Below are 13,264 nucleotides of genomic sequence, written 5' to 3' on the forward strand. Positions count from 1 at the left end.
GAAGGCCGGGTGAGGGTTGATGCTAGCCCGAGGAGGTGTAGATGAGCTTTAACGCGAAGCTGGACGATTTGCCCTGGGAGCCGGTGCGTGCCAACCTGACCACCGGGGTATGGGGTAGAACTCTGCTGGATGGCGATACCAAGGCGGTGTACACCCGGGTCGAGCCGGGCGGCGAATTCCGCCCCCACGTGGACCGGTACGGCCACCTGATGCTCGTATTGAGCGGAAGCGGGACTGCCCATGTCGCGGGGAAGGATCTCGTCCTCGAGGCGGGGACCGTGGTCGGCATCGATCCGGGGGAGTTGCACTCCTACCGCAATACCGGTGAGGAATATCTCGTCATGGTCACCCTCAATCTCACCGCGCACCATCCGTGACGGCCTAACTCCCGCGGGAATTCCTCCCTTTGAGAAAGGCTAAATCCCCTTTTCCATAGGGGGACTTTACATCGGTGAAGATCGGTGCCTTTCCGGAAAGGGGAAGACGTTATAGACATTTGGCCTGTCTTTACCTATAATCGCCCGCTGTCATGACCTACGCCGAAATCCTCTCCCACATATACGCCCTCGGTCGATTCGGCATCAAGCCGGGGCTGGAGAGGATATCCAGGCTGATGGCCGCGCTGGGTGACCCGCAGAAGAACCTGCCGACGGTTCACGTGGTTGGGACCAACGGCAAAGGTTCCACCGCCTCCTTCCTCTCTTCCATCCTCACCACCGCCGGCTACCGCACGGGTCTTTTCACCTCCCCCCACCTGATCTCCTTCACCGAGAGGATCCGCATCGACGGCCGGGAGATCTCCGAGGATTCGGTGGTTCGCCTGGCCCAGAGGGTGATGGCGGCCGCTCCGCCGGAGACCACCTTCTTCGAGATGATCACCGCCCTGGCGGTCCTCTACTTCGCCGAGGAGGGAGTCGACATCGCGGTCTTCGAGGCGGGGATGGGGGGGAGCCGTGACGCCACCAACGTCTTGGACGGTTTGCTCACCGTCATCACCCCGGTAGCCCTCGATCACGTCGAGTACCTGGGGGAGGGGGTGCCCGAGATCGCGGCCGAGAAGGCTTCCATCTGCAAGCCGGGGACCTCGCTGGTCTCCGCCCGGCAGATAACGGTCGCCGAAGAGGCCATCGCCGCCAAGGCCGCCGAGATCGGCGCCACCCTTTACCGCTGCGGCACCGACTTCGACGCCTGCTGGAAAGCCGGCAAGCTAGAGTACCGCGGTATGGGGATGGATCTGCACGAGGTGGTCCCCGGTCTCCATGGGCGCTACCAGAGCGGCAACGCCGCCACCGCCTTGGCCGCCGCCGAGGTGCTCTCGGCGATCGGATTTCCCATTGAGCGCGCCGCCCTGGTCGGTGGCGTGGAGAACGCGTCCTGGCCCGGCCGGATGGAGATGTTCGACGGGGAGCCCCGGATACTTCTCGATGGCGCCCACAACCCGGCGGGAGCCGAGGCCCTGGCCGACGCGCTGGCCGACGTACCCCGTGGTAAACTCGTCATGGTCATCGGGGTGATGGCGGACAAGGAACGCGAACCGCTGTTGAAGGCCCTGTTGCCGCTGGCCGATCTCGTGGTTACCGTGTCGCCCGCGCTGGAGCGGGCGTTGCCGGCGGCGGAACTGGCGGAGAGTTGCCGCAGACAAGGTGCCGCGGTGGAAGTCGGCGGTTCGGTAGCTGAGGGAGTCGAGCGGGCGCGGGAACTGGCCGGCCTGGACGGCCTGGTCGTCGTCTGCGGCTCGCTCTTTACGGTAGGGGAAGCGCGCGGTCATCTCCTTTCGCGACCTTTTGAGGCCTTCCGCGGGTAGTACCCCGGGAGCGCCGTGTACCCCGTGCGGGGTGTGGATTTTTTAGGAGAGCGATGATAGTTCGCAGAGCCGCCTGGCTCCTTTTTTATCTTTTGGTATCGGCGCCGGCATGGGGTGCCGATGTCGCGACACCGTCCACCGGCGCTACGCCGGCGACGCCGTCCGCCAAAGTTTCTGGCGCCGCGCCTGCCGCCGTCCCCGGCGCCGTTTCCGCCGATCCCCGCCAGGTGACTCTCCAGGCCGACGACCTGCAGCTCGACACCAAATCCGACACCTACCGCGCCAGCGGCAACGTCCGCATGGTTCGTGATGGCGTTTCCCTCCAGGCCGACCAGGTGACCTACAACCGCAACTCCGGCGATGCGCTGGCGCAAGGGAATATCCTCCTGGAAAGAAGCGGCGACACCCTCAAGGGGAACCGCCTCTCCCTCAACCTCCTTTCCGAGACGGGGGAAATGACCCCGGGCGACCTCTTCATCAAGCGCGGCAACTTCTACGTGCGCGGGGAGAAGCTCGAAAAGACCGGCGAGGAGAGCTACCGGTTGGAGAAGGGGAGCTTCACCACCTGTGACGGCGACGATCCCAGCTGGCACTTCCAGGCAAGGAAGATCGACGTCACCCTCGACGATTTCGCCACCGCCCGGGATGCCGTCTTCTACGCCGGTGACATCCCCATCTTCTACAGCCCGTTTCTCATCTTCCCGGTCAAGACCGACCGCCAGTCCGGCCTCCTGATGCCGAAACCCGGCCATTCGAGCAAGAAGGGGTACTACATCCAGATCCCCTACTACTGGGCCGTCAGCGAGAGCCAGGACGTTACCTTCGGTCTCGACCTCGAGAGCTCACGCGGCGCGGGTCTTGCCGTCGATTACCGGTATGCCCGTCCCAAGGGGGGCGAAGGGCGCTTCCAGACCTTCGGCATCTACGACACCCAGGCCGACCGCCCCCGCGGCGAGATCGACCAGAGGCACCTGGAAGTCGTCTCCCCCAACACCATGTTTGCCTCCAGCATTCACCTGATCACCGATCGCTCCTACTATCTCGACTACGGCGAGATCGCCGGCGATTACAACCGGCAGCTCCTCGAGTCGAGCATCTTCTTCGATCACCGCTGGGAGCGTTACGGGGTAAGCGGCGAGGTCCGCTATACTCAGGACCTGGTCGCCTCCAATAACGACGCCACCATCCAGCGCTTCCCCTCCCTGTCGTTCGTCGCCGCCGGTGAAAAGGTCGGTCCCTTCTTCCTCTCCATGGACTCGAGCTTCGTCAACTTCCAGCGCACCGTCGGCACTACCGGCGAACGGGTGGTCTTCCACCCCAAAGCGACCTGGTACGCCAAGCCCGCCGGCCTCGATCTGTCACTCTATGGCGGATACCGCCAGCGGCTCTACAACATCTACGGCGCCCAGGCCGACGACGGCTTCGAGGAACTCGGCCAGGCGGACGCAGGGGCAGTCCTCTCCCTCCCCCTGGAGCGGGTCTACGGCGATACCTATCGTCACGTGCTGATTCCCTCCCTTGAGTACGGGTGGGTGCAGCGCCGCGGGGACGAAGACCTCCCCTTCTTCGACTACGAGGACCGTGTGCTGGCCCAGAATAGCGTGGGGTGGTCGCTTTCCAACGTGCTGACCGGGAAATCGACCGCGGCCGATGGCACCCCTGAGTACCGGGATCTCGCTTCGCTGCGCCTCTCCCAGCTCTACCAGATCAGCGGCCAGTTCGCCCGCGAGGTTCCCGCCACCGGTTCCATCCCGGCCCAAAGCGTTCCCCGCGACCTGCTCACCCTGGTGGACCCCGGGCACCATCTCGGCGACCTCTGGGTGGAGGGAAGGGTGAACCCGGTAAAGGATGTCGCCTTCGGGCTGGACACCCGGTACAACCCGGTCGACAACAACTTCTCCTCCTTCGACATCTCCATGGACTGGAAAGGAGAGGGGACCAGCCAGGCCGGGATCTCCTATCGCGCCTCGCGCGACCAGTTGGAGTACATGGAGGGACGGCTCTCCTTCCCGCTCACCAGGCAGATCATCGCCTCGGTCCTCGGGCGCTACTCCTTCGACCGTGGCGCCTTCCTCGAGTCCCGCTACTCGCTGGAGTACAAGCGCCAGTGCTGGAGCGTGATCGCCGCCTACGCCGACCGCGTCGGCAGCACCCTGGTCTCCAGCAACCAGGAGTTCACGGTCAATTTCACCCTTTATGGCGTCGGTTCCCCTGGCCCCATCCGGGCCTTCTAGCCCGCGGGCACAAGATGTTGACATAACTGCTTTTAACGGTGTATCTAATAACGTCACGTTCCAGGTTCCACGTTCTACGTTCCAGGTTAACGGCGAGGAAGGCGAACCCGAACGTGGCGATAGATGTCTTTAACGTAGAACATAGAACATAGAACCTGTTTTTGTGTTGTTTGGAGGATTGATGATACTGGTAGTCGGTTGCAATGGCATGCTTGGCCAGGAATTGATGGCCCTCTACGGGGACGCCGCGCGCGGGGTGGATGTCGACCAGATCGACATCACCGATCTCATTTCCGTCCAGCGGGTGCTGATGACCCTGAAGCCGAAGGTGGTGATCAACGCCGCCGCCTATACCGACGTCGACGGATGCGAGTCGAACGCGGAGACCGCCATGCAGGTCAACGGTGAAGGGGTGGGCTTTCTCGCCATGCTCTGCCGTGAGCTCGGCGCCAAGCTGGTGCAGGTCAGCACCGACTACGTCTTCGACGGGAGCAAGGGCTCTCCCTATGAGGAGTACGACCTCCCCCAGCCGTTAAGCGTCTACGGTGAGTCCAAGCTGGCGGGCGAGATGAACGCGGCGCTGGCCCCCGACCACCTGATCGTCCGCACCCAGTGGCTCTACGGCCACGCCGGCAAGAATTTTGTCGAGACCATGCTGAAGCTTGCAACCGACCGGAAAGAGCTGAGCGTGGTCGACGATCAGATCGGGTCCCCCACCTGGACCTACGATCTCGCCCGGGCCATCAAGGCCCTGGTCGAGAAGAATTGCACGGGGATCTACCATGCCGCCAACTCCGGGTTCGTTTCCTGGAACGGCTTTGCGAAGGAGATCTTCCGCCTCGCCGGCGTCGAGGTTACCGTCAACGCCATGAGCACCGAACAACTTGGTCGTCCTGCGGCGCGTCCCCTCTATTCCACCCTCGATTGCGCCAGGCTTATCCAGGATACCGGCTTCACGCCGCAGCCCTGGCAGGAGGCGCTCAAGCGCTACCTTGAGCTGCGTCCCAACAAATAACATCCGGAGGAAGCATGGAGAGCGGAGAGCGCCCCTGGGGCAAGTACACGGTCCTTGACGAGAACAACGGATACAAGATCAAGCGGATCGAAGTGATGCCGGGGCAGCGGTTGTCGCTGCAGAAACATCACCACCGGAGCGAGCACTGGATAGTGGTCTCCGGAAGCGCCAAGGTCACTTGCGGCGACGAGGTCAAGATCATCAACATCAACGAGTCCACCTTCATTCCCATCGGGGCCAGCCACCGGCTGGAGAACCCCGGAGTGATCCCGCTGGTCATCATCGAGGTGCAAAGCGGTGAGTACCTCGGCGAGGATGACATCGTCCGGTTCCAGGACGACTATCACCGTGTGGAGCCGAACGGGTCGCAGATCGCCTAACCGCGTAACTCCCCCACTCCTTCTGTAGGGTGGGCACCCCGTGCCCACGCGGAGCCGGAGGGGCAAAGGCAAAACCTTCCCTCACCCGGCCTCCGGCCACCCTCTCCCCTGAAGGGGCGAGGGAATAAAGAGGGGCCTCCGGCCAACCCCCTTCCCTGAAGGGGCGAGGGTATAAAGGGCGGGCTGCGCTCAACCCTCACCCCTGTCCTTATGAAGACTCGAATGCTATCCCAGGAGGGCAACATGTATATCGTCATCCTTGCCGGCGGATCCGGCACCAGGTTTTGGCCCTTGTCCCGCAAGAGCACACCGAAGCAGCTTATGTCGGTGTTCGGCGGGAAGTCGATGCTGCAGCGGACCGTGGAGCGGGTGCTCCCCATGAATCCCAAGCGGATCATGGTGGTCACCAACGTCTTGCAGGCCGCCGAGACCAGGAAGCAGCTCGAGTACATAACGGGAGTCCCGGTGGACGTGATCGAGGAGCCGGTGGGACGCAATACCGCCCCGGCCATCGGCCTCGCCGCCTCCCTCATCGCCCGCTTCGATCCCGACGGCATCATGGCTGTCCTCCCGGCCGATCACTACATCCTCGACGAGGAAGTCTTCCGCGGCACCCTCCTTCAGGCCCGCTCCGTCGCCGAGAGCGGCACCCTGGTCACCCTCGGCATCACCCCCACCAGGCCCGAGACCGGCTACGGATACATCGAGGCCGAGGGGCAGGGAGAAGGACGCGCCATCCCGGTGCGCCGCTTCGTCGAAAAGCCGAACCTTGAGAGGGCCATGGAATTTCTCGCCACCGGGCGCTTCTTCTGGAACAGCGGGATGTTCGTCTGGGGGGCCTGCACCATCCTCGACCAGATCGGGGCCTTCATGCCGGAACTCTGCGCCGCGCTGGCCAAGCTGACCTTCGGTGACGACGTTTGGGAGATCTCCGACCTGAAGCCGCAGATCGAAGCCATCTATGCGGGGATCAAGGGAGAGTCGATCGACTTCGGGGTGATGGAAAAGGCGGAGGACGTCCAGGTGATACCCGCCTCCTTCGGCTGGAGCGACGTCGGTTCCTGGAGTGCCCTCCCCGAAGTCATGGAGGGGGATGCCGAAGGGCACGTGGTGATCAACTCCCACGGCTCGGTCTCCATCGGCTCCGAAGGGTGCCTGGCCAGCGGTAACGGCAAGCTGGTCGCCTTCGTGGGGGTAAAGGATCTCATCCTGGTCGACACCCCCGACGCCATCATGGTCTGCTCCAAGTCCGCCGCCCAGGATGTGAAGAAGGTAGTAGAAGAGCTGGAAAAGCGCGGAGAGACCGGCTACCTCTAGGCCCTTCGTCCGTAAGAGTAATACCCTCGCCCCTTTGGGGGAGAGGGTGCCCGAAGGGCGGGTGAGGGCGGTTTTTCGGCAAGGGGAGATGAGGCCTTTACTATGTACGGTTGGACCGGAAAAATCCTGCGTGTCGACCTGACCACCGGGCAATGCCATCGCGAGCAGATCCCCGTTGATCTGCTGCATGCCTACCTCGGTGGCCGCGGCCTCGGCGTGCGCCTGATGCGCGAGCATTTCCGGCTCGATCCGATGGACCCGGAGATGCCGCTCATCTTCGCGGTCGGCCCTCTCTGCGGGACCTCCTCGCCTACCGCCGCGCGCATGGCGTGTGTCTCCCGCTCCCCCCTTACCGGCACCATCTACGACTGCTCGGCGGGAGGGCGTTTCGCCTGGCGCCTGAAGGGGTGCGGGCTCGACGCCATCTTCATCACCGGCAAGAGCAAGGAACCGGTCTATCTCTCGGTGTACGGCGACCTCGCCTCCCTCTGCCCGGCCGGCGAGCTCTGGGGAAAAGGGATCAAGGAGACGGTCCTTCTCCTGCAGGGGAAAGGAAGTGTCGCCGCCGTCGGTCCCGCCGGCGAGAACGGCGTCCTCTTTGCCAACATCATGATGGGGGAGGGGAACTCCATCGGCCGCGGCGGCCTCGGCGCCGTGATGGGGGGGAAGGGGCTCAAGGCCATCACGGTCAACGGCACCGCTCCCGTCGCGATCGCGGCCTCCGAACGCTTCAACGAGGCCCGCAACGATGTCATGCGTCTGTTCCGGGCCTCGCCGGTCATCTTCGGTGAACTCGGGATCGCGGAATACGGCACCCCGGCCCTGGTCGACCTGATGGCGCAGCGCCGGATGGCTCCCACCAACAACTTCCAGTCCACCTACTTCGCCGACTCCGGAAACTACTCGGGCCCCTCCATCCGCAAGGAATTCCACGCCAAGAAGGAGGGGTGCTACGGCTGCCCGATCCAGTGCAAGAAGGCGACCCCCGACCACGAGCCGCTTCCGGAGTACGAGACCGTCAATCATTTCGGCGCCCTCAACGGGATCTCCGATCTCCACTCGATCGTCCGCGCCAACTCGCTTTGCAACGAGCTCGGGATGGACACCATCTCGGCCGCCGCCACCCTGTCCGCCTTCGGCGAGGAGCGGGGGAGGTTCCCCGCCGTCGAGGAGGTCCCCGGGCTTCTCTACGACATCGCCTTCAGGCGCGCCGAAGGGCTCCTGTTGAGCCTCGGCTCGCGGAAGTTCGCCGAGCAGCGGCACCGCCCCGAGCTCTCCATGACGGTCAAGTCCCTGGAGCTTCCCGCCTACGATCCGCGCGGCGCCTACGGCATGGCGCTCGCCTACGCGACCTCCAACCGCGGTGGCTGCCACCTGAGGGCCTATCCCATCTCCCACGAGATCCTGAGAAAACCGGTCCCCACCGACCGTTTCTCCTTCTCAGGAAAGGCCCGCATCATCAAGATCGCCGAGGACATCAACGCCGCCGTCGACTCCCTGGTCGCCTGCAAGTTCGCCTTCTTCGGCGCGACGCTGGAAGAGTACGGCGAGCTTCTCTCGGCGGTGACCGGCGTGGAGTACGGCCCGGAGTCGTTGAAGGCGATCGGCGAGCGCATCTACCTCACCGAGCGCTTCTACAACTGCGAGAACGGCTTCAGCCTGGCCGACGACCAGCTCCCCGAACGCTTCTTCACCGAGCCCGGCACCTCCGGGGACGGGATCGACGTTCCCCCCATCGACCGCGAGCGATTCGAAGAAGAGCTGCAGAAGTACTACCGCATCCGCGGCCTCAACGAAGACGGCACCTTCGTCGACCGCTCCTTCCTCGAGTGCCAGCCGTGACGGTATAGAAATGAAAGACCAAATCGCCAAATATACCGCCAAGCTCGTCTCCGACCGTTCGGCGTCCGCCGACCGGATCGCCATCGCCGCCCAGGACGATATCCTCCTCACCGCCGGTGCCGACGACCTCGCCGCCCTGGCCGGTGCCATCCTGTCCAAACTGAATTCACTCGCCCTGGTGGTCGCGCGCCCGTCGCTTCCCTTCGCCGAGTTTCTGATCGGCCGGGCGGCCAGCGACGAAACCTCCATCCTACCCCAGGACACCGAGACGAGGACCTTCCTGCACGACATCCCGTTCCTGCGCCGCGACGAACTGGCCGAGGACCCCTCCGCCCAGATCGCCCGCCTGCTGGGAAGCCGCAAGGGCGTCATCGTGGAAGGAGTGGGGATCGTGTCGGTCGGCGCCATCACCATCGAGCAGGCCTACATCAACTACTCCTCCGTCTTCCACTCAACCTTCGTGAAGTACCTCCAGGACCTGCTCGCGGAAGGATTCAGGCTTCCGGGCGAGCGGGAGGGCTTCGACACCTTCCGGAACGAGTGGCTGCGTCCGCTTTCCGCCGAGGGGCTCGCGTTCCGGGAGGAGCTTTCCGATCACCGGGACGACATCCTGGACGAGATCGAGCGGGTAGGGCGCTATACCGTGGAAAGGGGGCTGGTCGACTCCTTCTTCGGCAACATCTCCGCCAAGGCCGGCGAGCTCATCTACATCTCCCAGACCGCGGCGAGCCTCGACGAGCTGGCCGGCTGCATCGATCCCGTTCCCACCGACAACACCTCGACCACCGGCATCACCGCTTCCAGCGAGCTCCTGGCCCACCGCAAGATCTTCGAAGAGACCGGCGCGACCGTCATCCTCCACGGCCACCCCAAGTTCGCCGTCATCATGAGCATGCTGTGCGAGACCAGCGACTGCACCATCACCGACTGCTGGAAGGACTGTCCTCACGTCCGTTACCTGGGAGGCACCCCGGTCGTGGCCGGTGAGATCGGTGCCGGAGGGCTCGCGAAACGGGTCCCCCCCGTCATCGGCCGCACCGGCAGCGCCATCGTCTACGGCCATGGCGTCTTCACCATCGGCGAGCGCTTCGGCGATGCCTTCGCCGCCATGGTGGACGTCGAGAACTTCTGCCGTTCCGAATACTTCCGCAGGTTCGATCAATCACTCTCCTCCCCCCTCCGCTAAGCTGCCCTTGTAAACCCACAATCCAGGCAAAATCTAGGCAAGACGTAGGTACTCGCCTGTCCGCACGCGCCCGTTCCAACCGGGCCGATAAGGGTGAAGAGCACATCGCCTATAAGGAAGAAATCCGGCCGGTGTACCTGTCCCTTCCCAATACGTTGCGGGGCATTTCAGCGGCACTGACGGTGGCGCAAAGCCAGGGACGGACGCATGACGTCAGGGCGCTCATGGCGCAGGGTGTCCAGAGACTGGCCTTCAACTCCAATCACATAATCATGCTGTCGTCTCATCTCAACGACCCAAGCATCCTCGACGCCGGGAAAGGGGCTAAGATTGATGGGTCTGGCTTACCGCATCAAAGACAGGTATAGTTAAAGTTGCCAGCAAAATAGCACGAGATCTGCTAAAACCGCTCTGAGAGGTATTAGGTATGCCGCTATCTTTTCCGATTGAGAAGATGACCCGAAAAGAAAAAATTGAGGCAATGGAGTCCCTCTGGGACGATCTATGCCGGCATGCGGATGGAATTGAGTCCCCTGAATGGCATGGCTCGATCCTGGCTCAACGAGAGGATAGTCTTTCGGCAGGAGAATCTCGGTTCTGCGACTGGAGTGCCGCTAAAACGAGGATTAGGGAAGAATGCGAGTGAACATCAGGATTCTTGACGCAGCCGCGCAAGACCTGATCGACGGATTCCGCTTCTATGAAAAGCAGGAGGCTGGACTCGGACGAAGGTTCCTTGATTCCCTTTTTGATGACATAGAATTGCTGCCGGAACTCGCCGGCATCCATCCTGTTCTCTTTGGTACCTACCACCGCATGCTCGCCAAACATTTTCCCTTCGCGATCTACTACAAATTGGATGTTGATTTGGTATCGGTGTACGCCGTCCTGGACTGCCGTAGAAACCCGGCATGGACTCGAAAACGCTTAGGAGAAAGCTGATAGCTCCCTCACCCTAAGTCGTCGAGGAGAAACTCTCCGCCTAGAAGTGCAGCTTTAAGGAACCAGCAATTGGTCTCCCCCCCCCATCTTCTATCCCCTGGCATGCCCCCTCTGCGAAACCCGTCTTCTTTTTACTCTTTCCTTTAGTTCATGAGATCAGTCTTTGACAAAGAAACGGAGGATCTATATAGTTCCCCCTAACGAGTCCTGCACCACATTATCTGCTGCGGCATTGAGTGGCGAGGCCTGGAGTAAGTTATAATAATGTATGGAAAGGGGCAATTCCTGGAACGGGAAGAACTGACGGACGGGCAGAAGGGGCAGCTCTGTAGCAAGCAATGTTGGCAGGTTGAAACGTTGACTTCGTAGCAGGTTTATCGATGGGAGCTAAAGAAATGCAGGAACTAAGGGACCACCCCGAGTGGAGGATGAAAGGCTCTAAGGGCGGTTGTTGAGGAATCTTTCTGGGGTGATGCCAGCTTGTTGCAGAATTGCTCGGAGAGTGCCCTCCGGCATCTCTCCAGCGTGGTTTGGAATGGTGGTGTATCGCCCAGACTTTTCGCAGAACCAGATCTCGTGACTGCCAACTGCCTGCCTGTCAAATGCGAATCCAAACCGCTTTAGGCGTGCAACGATCTCTCGGTAGCGGAACCCGGATAATCTTCCCATCAGGAGCCGATAACTAGCGGAAGGTCGAAAGACTCGGCTAACTCTGTTCCGGAAGCAACTTCACGGCGCTCTAGTTGCGCCTCGATTAGCCGGCGTGCGACATCTCGGGCAATCTCCATGGCTTCGGCAACGGTTCGCCCTTGAGCGACCAGCCCCTGGACCTCATCAGAGGTCACCAGATAAAATCCTTCCGGTAGCTTCTCAACGTGGACGTTGATGATTCGTTCCATGGAATTGTCTCCTTCACCGGGAGTATACGAGGGCAGTAGTCAAAAGGCAAGCTAGCCTTCGCATTTATCATACGTCCTGAAAATGGCCACCGAGCCAACGTGGCTGACCTTTTATTCCTTCCTCCTTACCACCAACTGCCAGAGATTCTCCCGATACAAGACCACTCCCACGAAGAGCGCGAAGAGGGCGTTGTTGGCGGCCAACATCACCACCCCGCCATGGAACGGCCATAGCTTGGTCAGTAAGAAGATGGCCATCGCGAAGACGAAGTAGCAGCCGATCTTGCCGACTTCATAGTCGATGTGGTAGTACTTCTGCCCCCAGAAGTAGGAGAGGAGCATCATCAGGAAATAGCAGATGAAGGTCGCCCAGGCGGCACCCGCATACCCCATCCGCGGAATGAGCACGATGTTGGAGCCGATGGTGACGATCGCGCCGAAGATGGTGAGGTAGGCGCCGTAGCTGGTCTTGTTGTTCAGCTTGTACCAGATCGACAGGTTGAAGATGACGCCGAGGAACAGGTTCGCCAGGAGCAGGATGGGGACGATGCCGATCCCCGGATAGAACTTCCTGCCGATGAAGTGCTTGATGATGTCGATGTTCAGCATCACGCCCAAGAAGATGGCGAGCCCGAAAATGACGAAGTAGGTCATCACCTTGCTGAAGGTCTCCCGCGATCCCTTTTCCTTCGCGTGGCCGAAGAAGAACGGTTCGGCGGCGTAGCGGAAGGTCTGGATGAACAGCGTCATCAGGATGGAAACCTTGTAGTTCGCCCCGTAGATACCGATCTGCGCCATCACGTACTTGGCCGCATCCCCCGCTCCCGCCGGCACCACGATCAGGAAACGGAGCAGGATCCGGTCGAGCGTCTCGTTCACCATCCCGGCAAGCCCCGCCAAGAGCAGCGGCAGGGTGTACCCTAACATCTCCTTGAACAGCTGGCGGTCGAACCCGAACTTGGCTGCGATCACGTCGCGGTACAGGATAAGAAGCGTCGTCGCGCTCGCGATCATGTTCGACAAAAAGACGTATCCTACCCCGCCACCGGGATGATAGAGCGCGGCCGGAAGCTGGTAGCCGTGCCCCACCAGGTAGGGGCAAAGGAGCAGGAAGAAGAAGTTGCAGACGATGTTGATCATGATGTTGACGAGCTTCAGCGTCGCGAACTTCACGGCGTGGTGCTGCTGTCTCAGCCGGGCGAACGGGATCGATGCGATGGCGTCAAGCCCCACGATCAGCACGAAGTAGACGATGTACTCCGGGTGATTGTTGTAGTGGAGTTGGTCGGAGATAAAGGAGGAGCCCGCGATGCCGAGGGCGATGAAGAGGAGGTTGACGCCGATTACCGGCAAAAGCGAGGTCGAGTAGACCTTGTCATCTTGATGGTCGGTCTCGGAGAAGCGGAAAAAGGTGGTCTCCATGCCGAAGGTGCAGAGGATCATCAGGAAGCTCGCATAGGCGTAGAGCTCGGTGACGATGCCGTACTCCTGCGGCAGGAAGATGCGCGTATAGAGAGGGACCAGGAAATAGTTGATGAGGCGGCCGACGATGCTGCTCAAGCCGTAGATGGCGGTCTGCTTGGCAAGTCTTTTCAGAGGATTCATGATGCCTTTTCCGGGAGTGAATGCCGTTGGACCCGCGGCT

At 61.7% G+C, this 13,264-nt stretch carries 13 protein-coding genes; 10 read left to right on the plus strand and 3 right to left on the minus strand.

Annotation, left to right across the window (positions count from 1 at the left end; genetic code table 11):
- The first annotated feature begins 41 nt into the window (after window positions 1-41).
- The 10 genes from ACYVL5_RS06710 to ACYVL5_RS06755 all read left to right on the plus strand — a co-directional run bounded on the left by ACYVL5_RS06710 (window position 42) and on the right by ACYVL5_RS06755 (window position 10,720).
- On the plus strand, window positions 42-377 hold the full coding sequence (locus ACYVL5_RS06710; protein WP_460594783.1) for a cupin domain-containing protein: 336 nt from the start codon (window positions 42-44) through the stop codon (window positions 375-377).
- Between the two features lie 152 nt (window positions 378-529).
- A complete protein-coding gene (locus ACYVL5_RS06715) occupies window positions 530-1,804 on the plus strand; it encodes a bifunctional folylpolyglutamate synthase/dihydrofolate synthase (RefSeq protein WP_460594784.1) in 1,275 nt (424 codons plus the stop codon).
- A gap of 53 nt (window positions 1,805-1,857) precedes the next feature.
- Window positions 1,858-4,038, plus strand: a complete 2,181-nt coding sequence (locus ACYVL5_RS06720; protein ID WP_460594785.1) for an LPS-assembly protein LptD — start codon at window positions 1,858-1,860, stop codon at window positions 4,036-4,038.
- A 181-nt stretch (window positions 4,039-4,219) separates the two neighbouring features.
- Window positions 4,220-5,053, plus strand: a complete 834-nt coding sequence (rfbD, locus tag ACYVL5_RS06725; RefSeq protein ID WP_460594786.1) for an SDR family oxidoreductase — start codon at window positions 4,220-4,222, stop codon at window positions 5,051-5,053.
- Window positions 5,054-5,067: 14 nt separating this feature from the next.
- Window positions 5,068-5,433: a glycosyltransferase family protein gene (locus ACYVL5_RS06730; protein ID WP_460594787.1), complete on the plus strand. Its 366-nt coding sequence runs from the start codon at window positions 5,068-5,070 to the stop codon at window positions 5,431-5,433.
- Between the two features lie 243 nt (window positions 5,434-5,676).
- On the plus strand, window positions 5,677-6,750 hold the full coding sequence (locus ACYVL5_RS06735) for a mannose-1-phosphate guanylyltransferase (RefSeq protein WP_460594788.1): 1,074 nt from the start codon (window positions 5,677-5,679) through the stop codon (window positions 6,748-6,750).
- 102 nt (window positions 6,751-6,852) lie between these two features.
- On the plus strand, window positions 6,853-8,592 hold the full coding sequence (locus tag ACYVL5_RS06740) for an aldehyde ferredoxin oxidoreductase family protein (RefSeq protein ID WP_460594789.1): 1,740 nt from the start codon (window positions 6,853-6,855) through the stop codon (window positions 8,590-8,592).
- A 10-nt stretch (window positions 8,593-8,602) separates the two neighbouring features.
- Window positions 8,603-9,778 (plus strand): class II aldolase/adducin head domain-containing protein, encoded by a 1,176-nt coding sequence (locus tag ACYVL5_RS06745; protein ID WP_460594790.1) that lies wholly within the window; start codon window positions 8,603-8,605, stop codon window positions 9,776-9,778.
- Between the two features lie 454 nt (window positions 9,779-10,232).
- Entirely contained in the window at window positions 10,233-10,424 is a 192-nt protein-coding gene (locus tag ACYVL5_RS06750) for an addiction module protein (protein WP_460594916.1), read from the plus strand.
- Entirely contained in the window at window positions 10,421-10,720 is a 300-nt protein-coding gene (locus ACYVL5_RS06755; protein ID WP_460594791.1) for a type II toxin-antitoxin system RelE/ParE family toxin, read from the plus strand. Before ACYVL5_RS06750 ends, ACYVL5_RS06755 begins: the two co-directional genes overlap by 4 nt.
- A gap of 438 nt (window positions 10,721-11,158) precedes the next feature.
- Here ACYVL5_RS06755 and ACYVL5_RS06760 read toward each other — a convergent pair whose 3' ends face one another.
- The 3 genes from ACYVL5_RS06760 to ACYVL5_RS06770 all read right to left on the minus strand — a co-directional run bounded on the left by ACYVL5_RS06760 (window position 11,159) and on the right by ACYVL5_RS06770 (window position 13,224).
- On the minus strand, window positions 11,159-11,389 hold the full coding sequence (locus ACYVL5_RS06760) for a type II toxin-antitoxin system HicA family toxin (protein ID WP_460594792.1): 231 nt from the start codon (window positions 11,387-11,389) through the stop codon (window positions 11,159-11,161).
- The gene (locus ACYVL5_RS06765) at window positions 11,389-11,619 is read right to left on the minus strand and encodes a type II toxin-antitoxin system HicB family antitoxin (RefSeq protein ID WP_460594793.1); all 231 of its coding nucleotides are present in this window, start codon (window positions 11,617-11,619) and stop codon (window positions 11,389-11,391) included. Before ACYVL5_RS06765 ends, ACYVL5_RS06760 begins: the two co-directional genes overlap by 1 nt.
- A gap of 111 nt (window positions 11,620-11,730) precedes the next feature.
- Entirely contained in the window at window positions 11,731-13,224 is a 1,494-nt protein-coding gene (locus tag ACYVL5_RS06770) for an oligosaccharide flippase family protein (protein ID WP_460594794.1), read from the minus strand.
- Between the last annotated feature and the right edge of the window lie 40 nt (window positions 13,225-13,264).

It is taken from the genome of Geomonas sp. Red276, assembly GCF_054784495.1.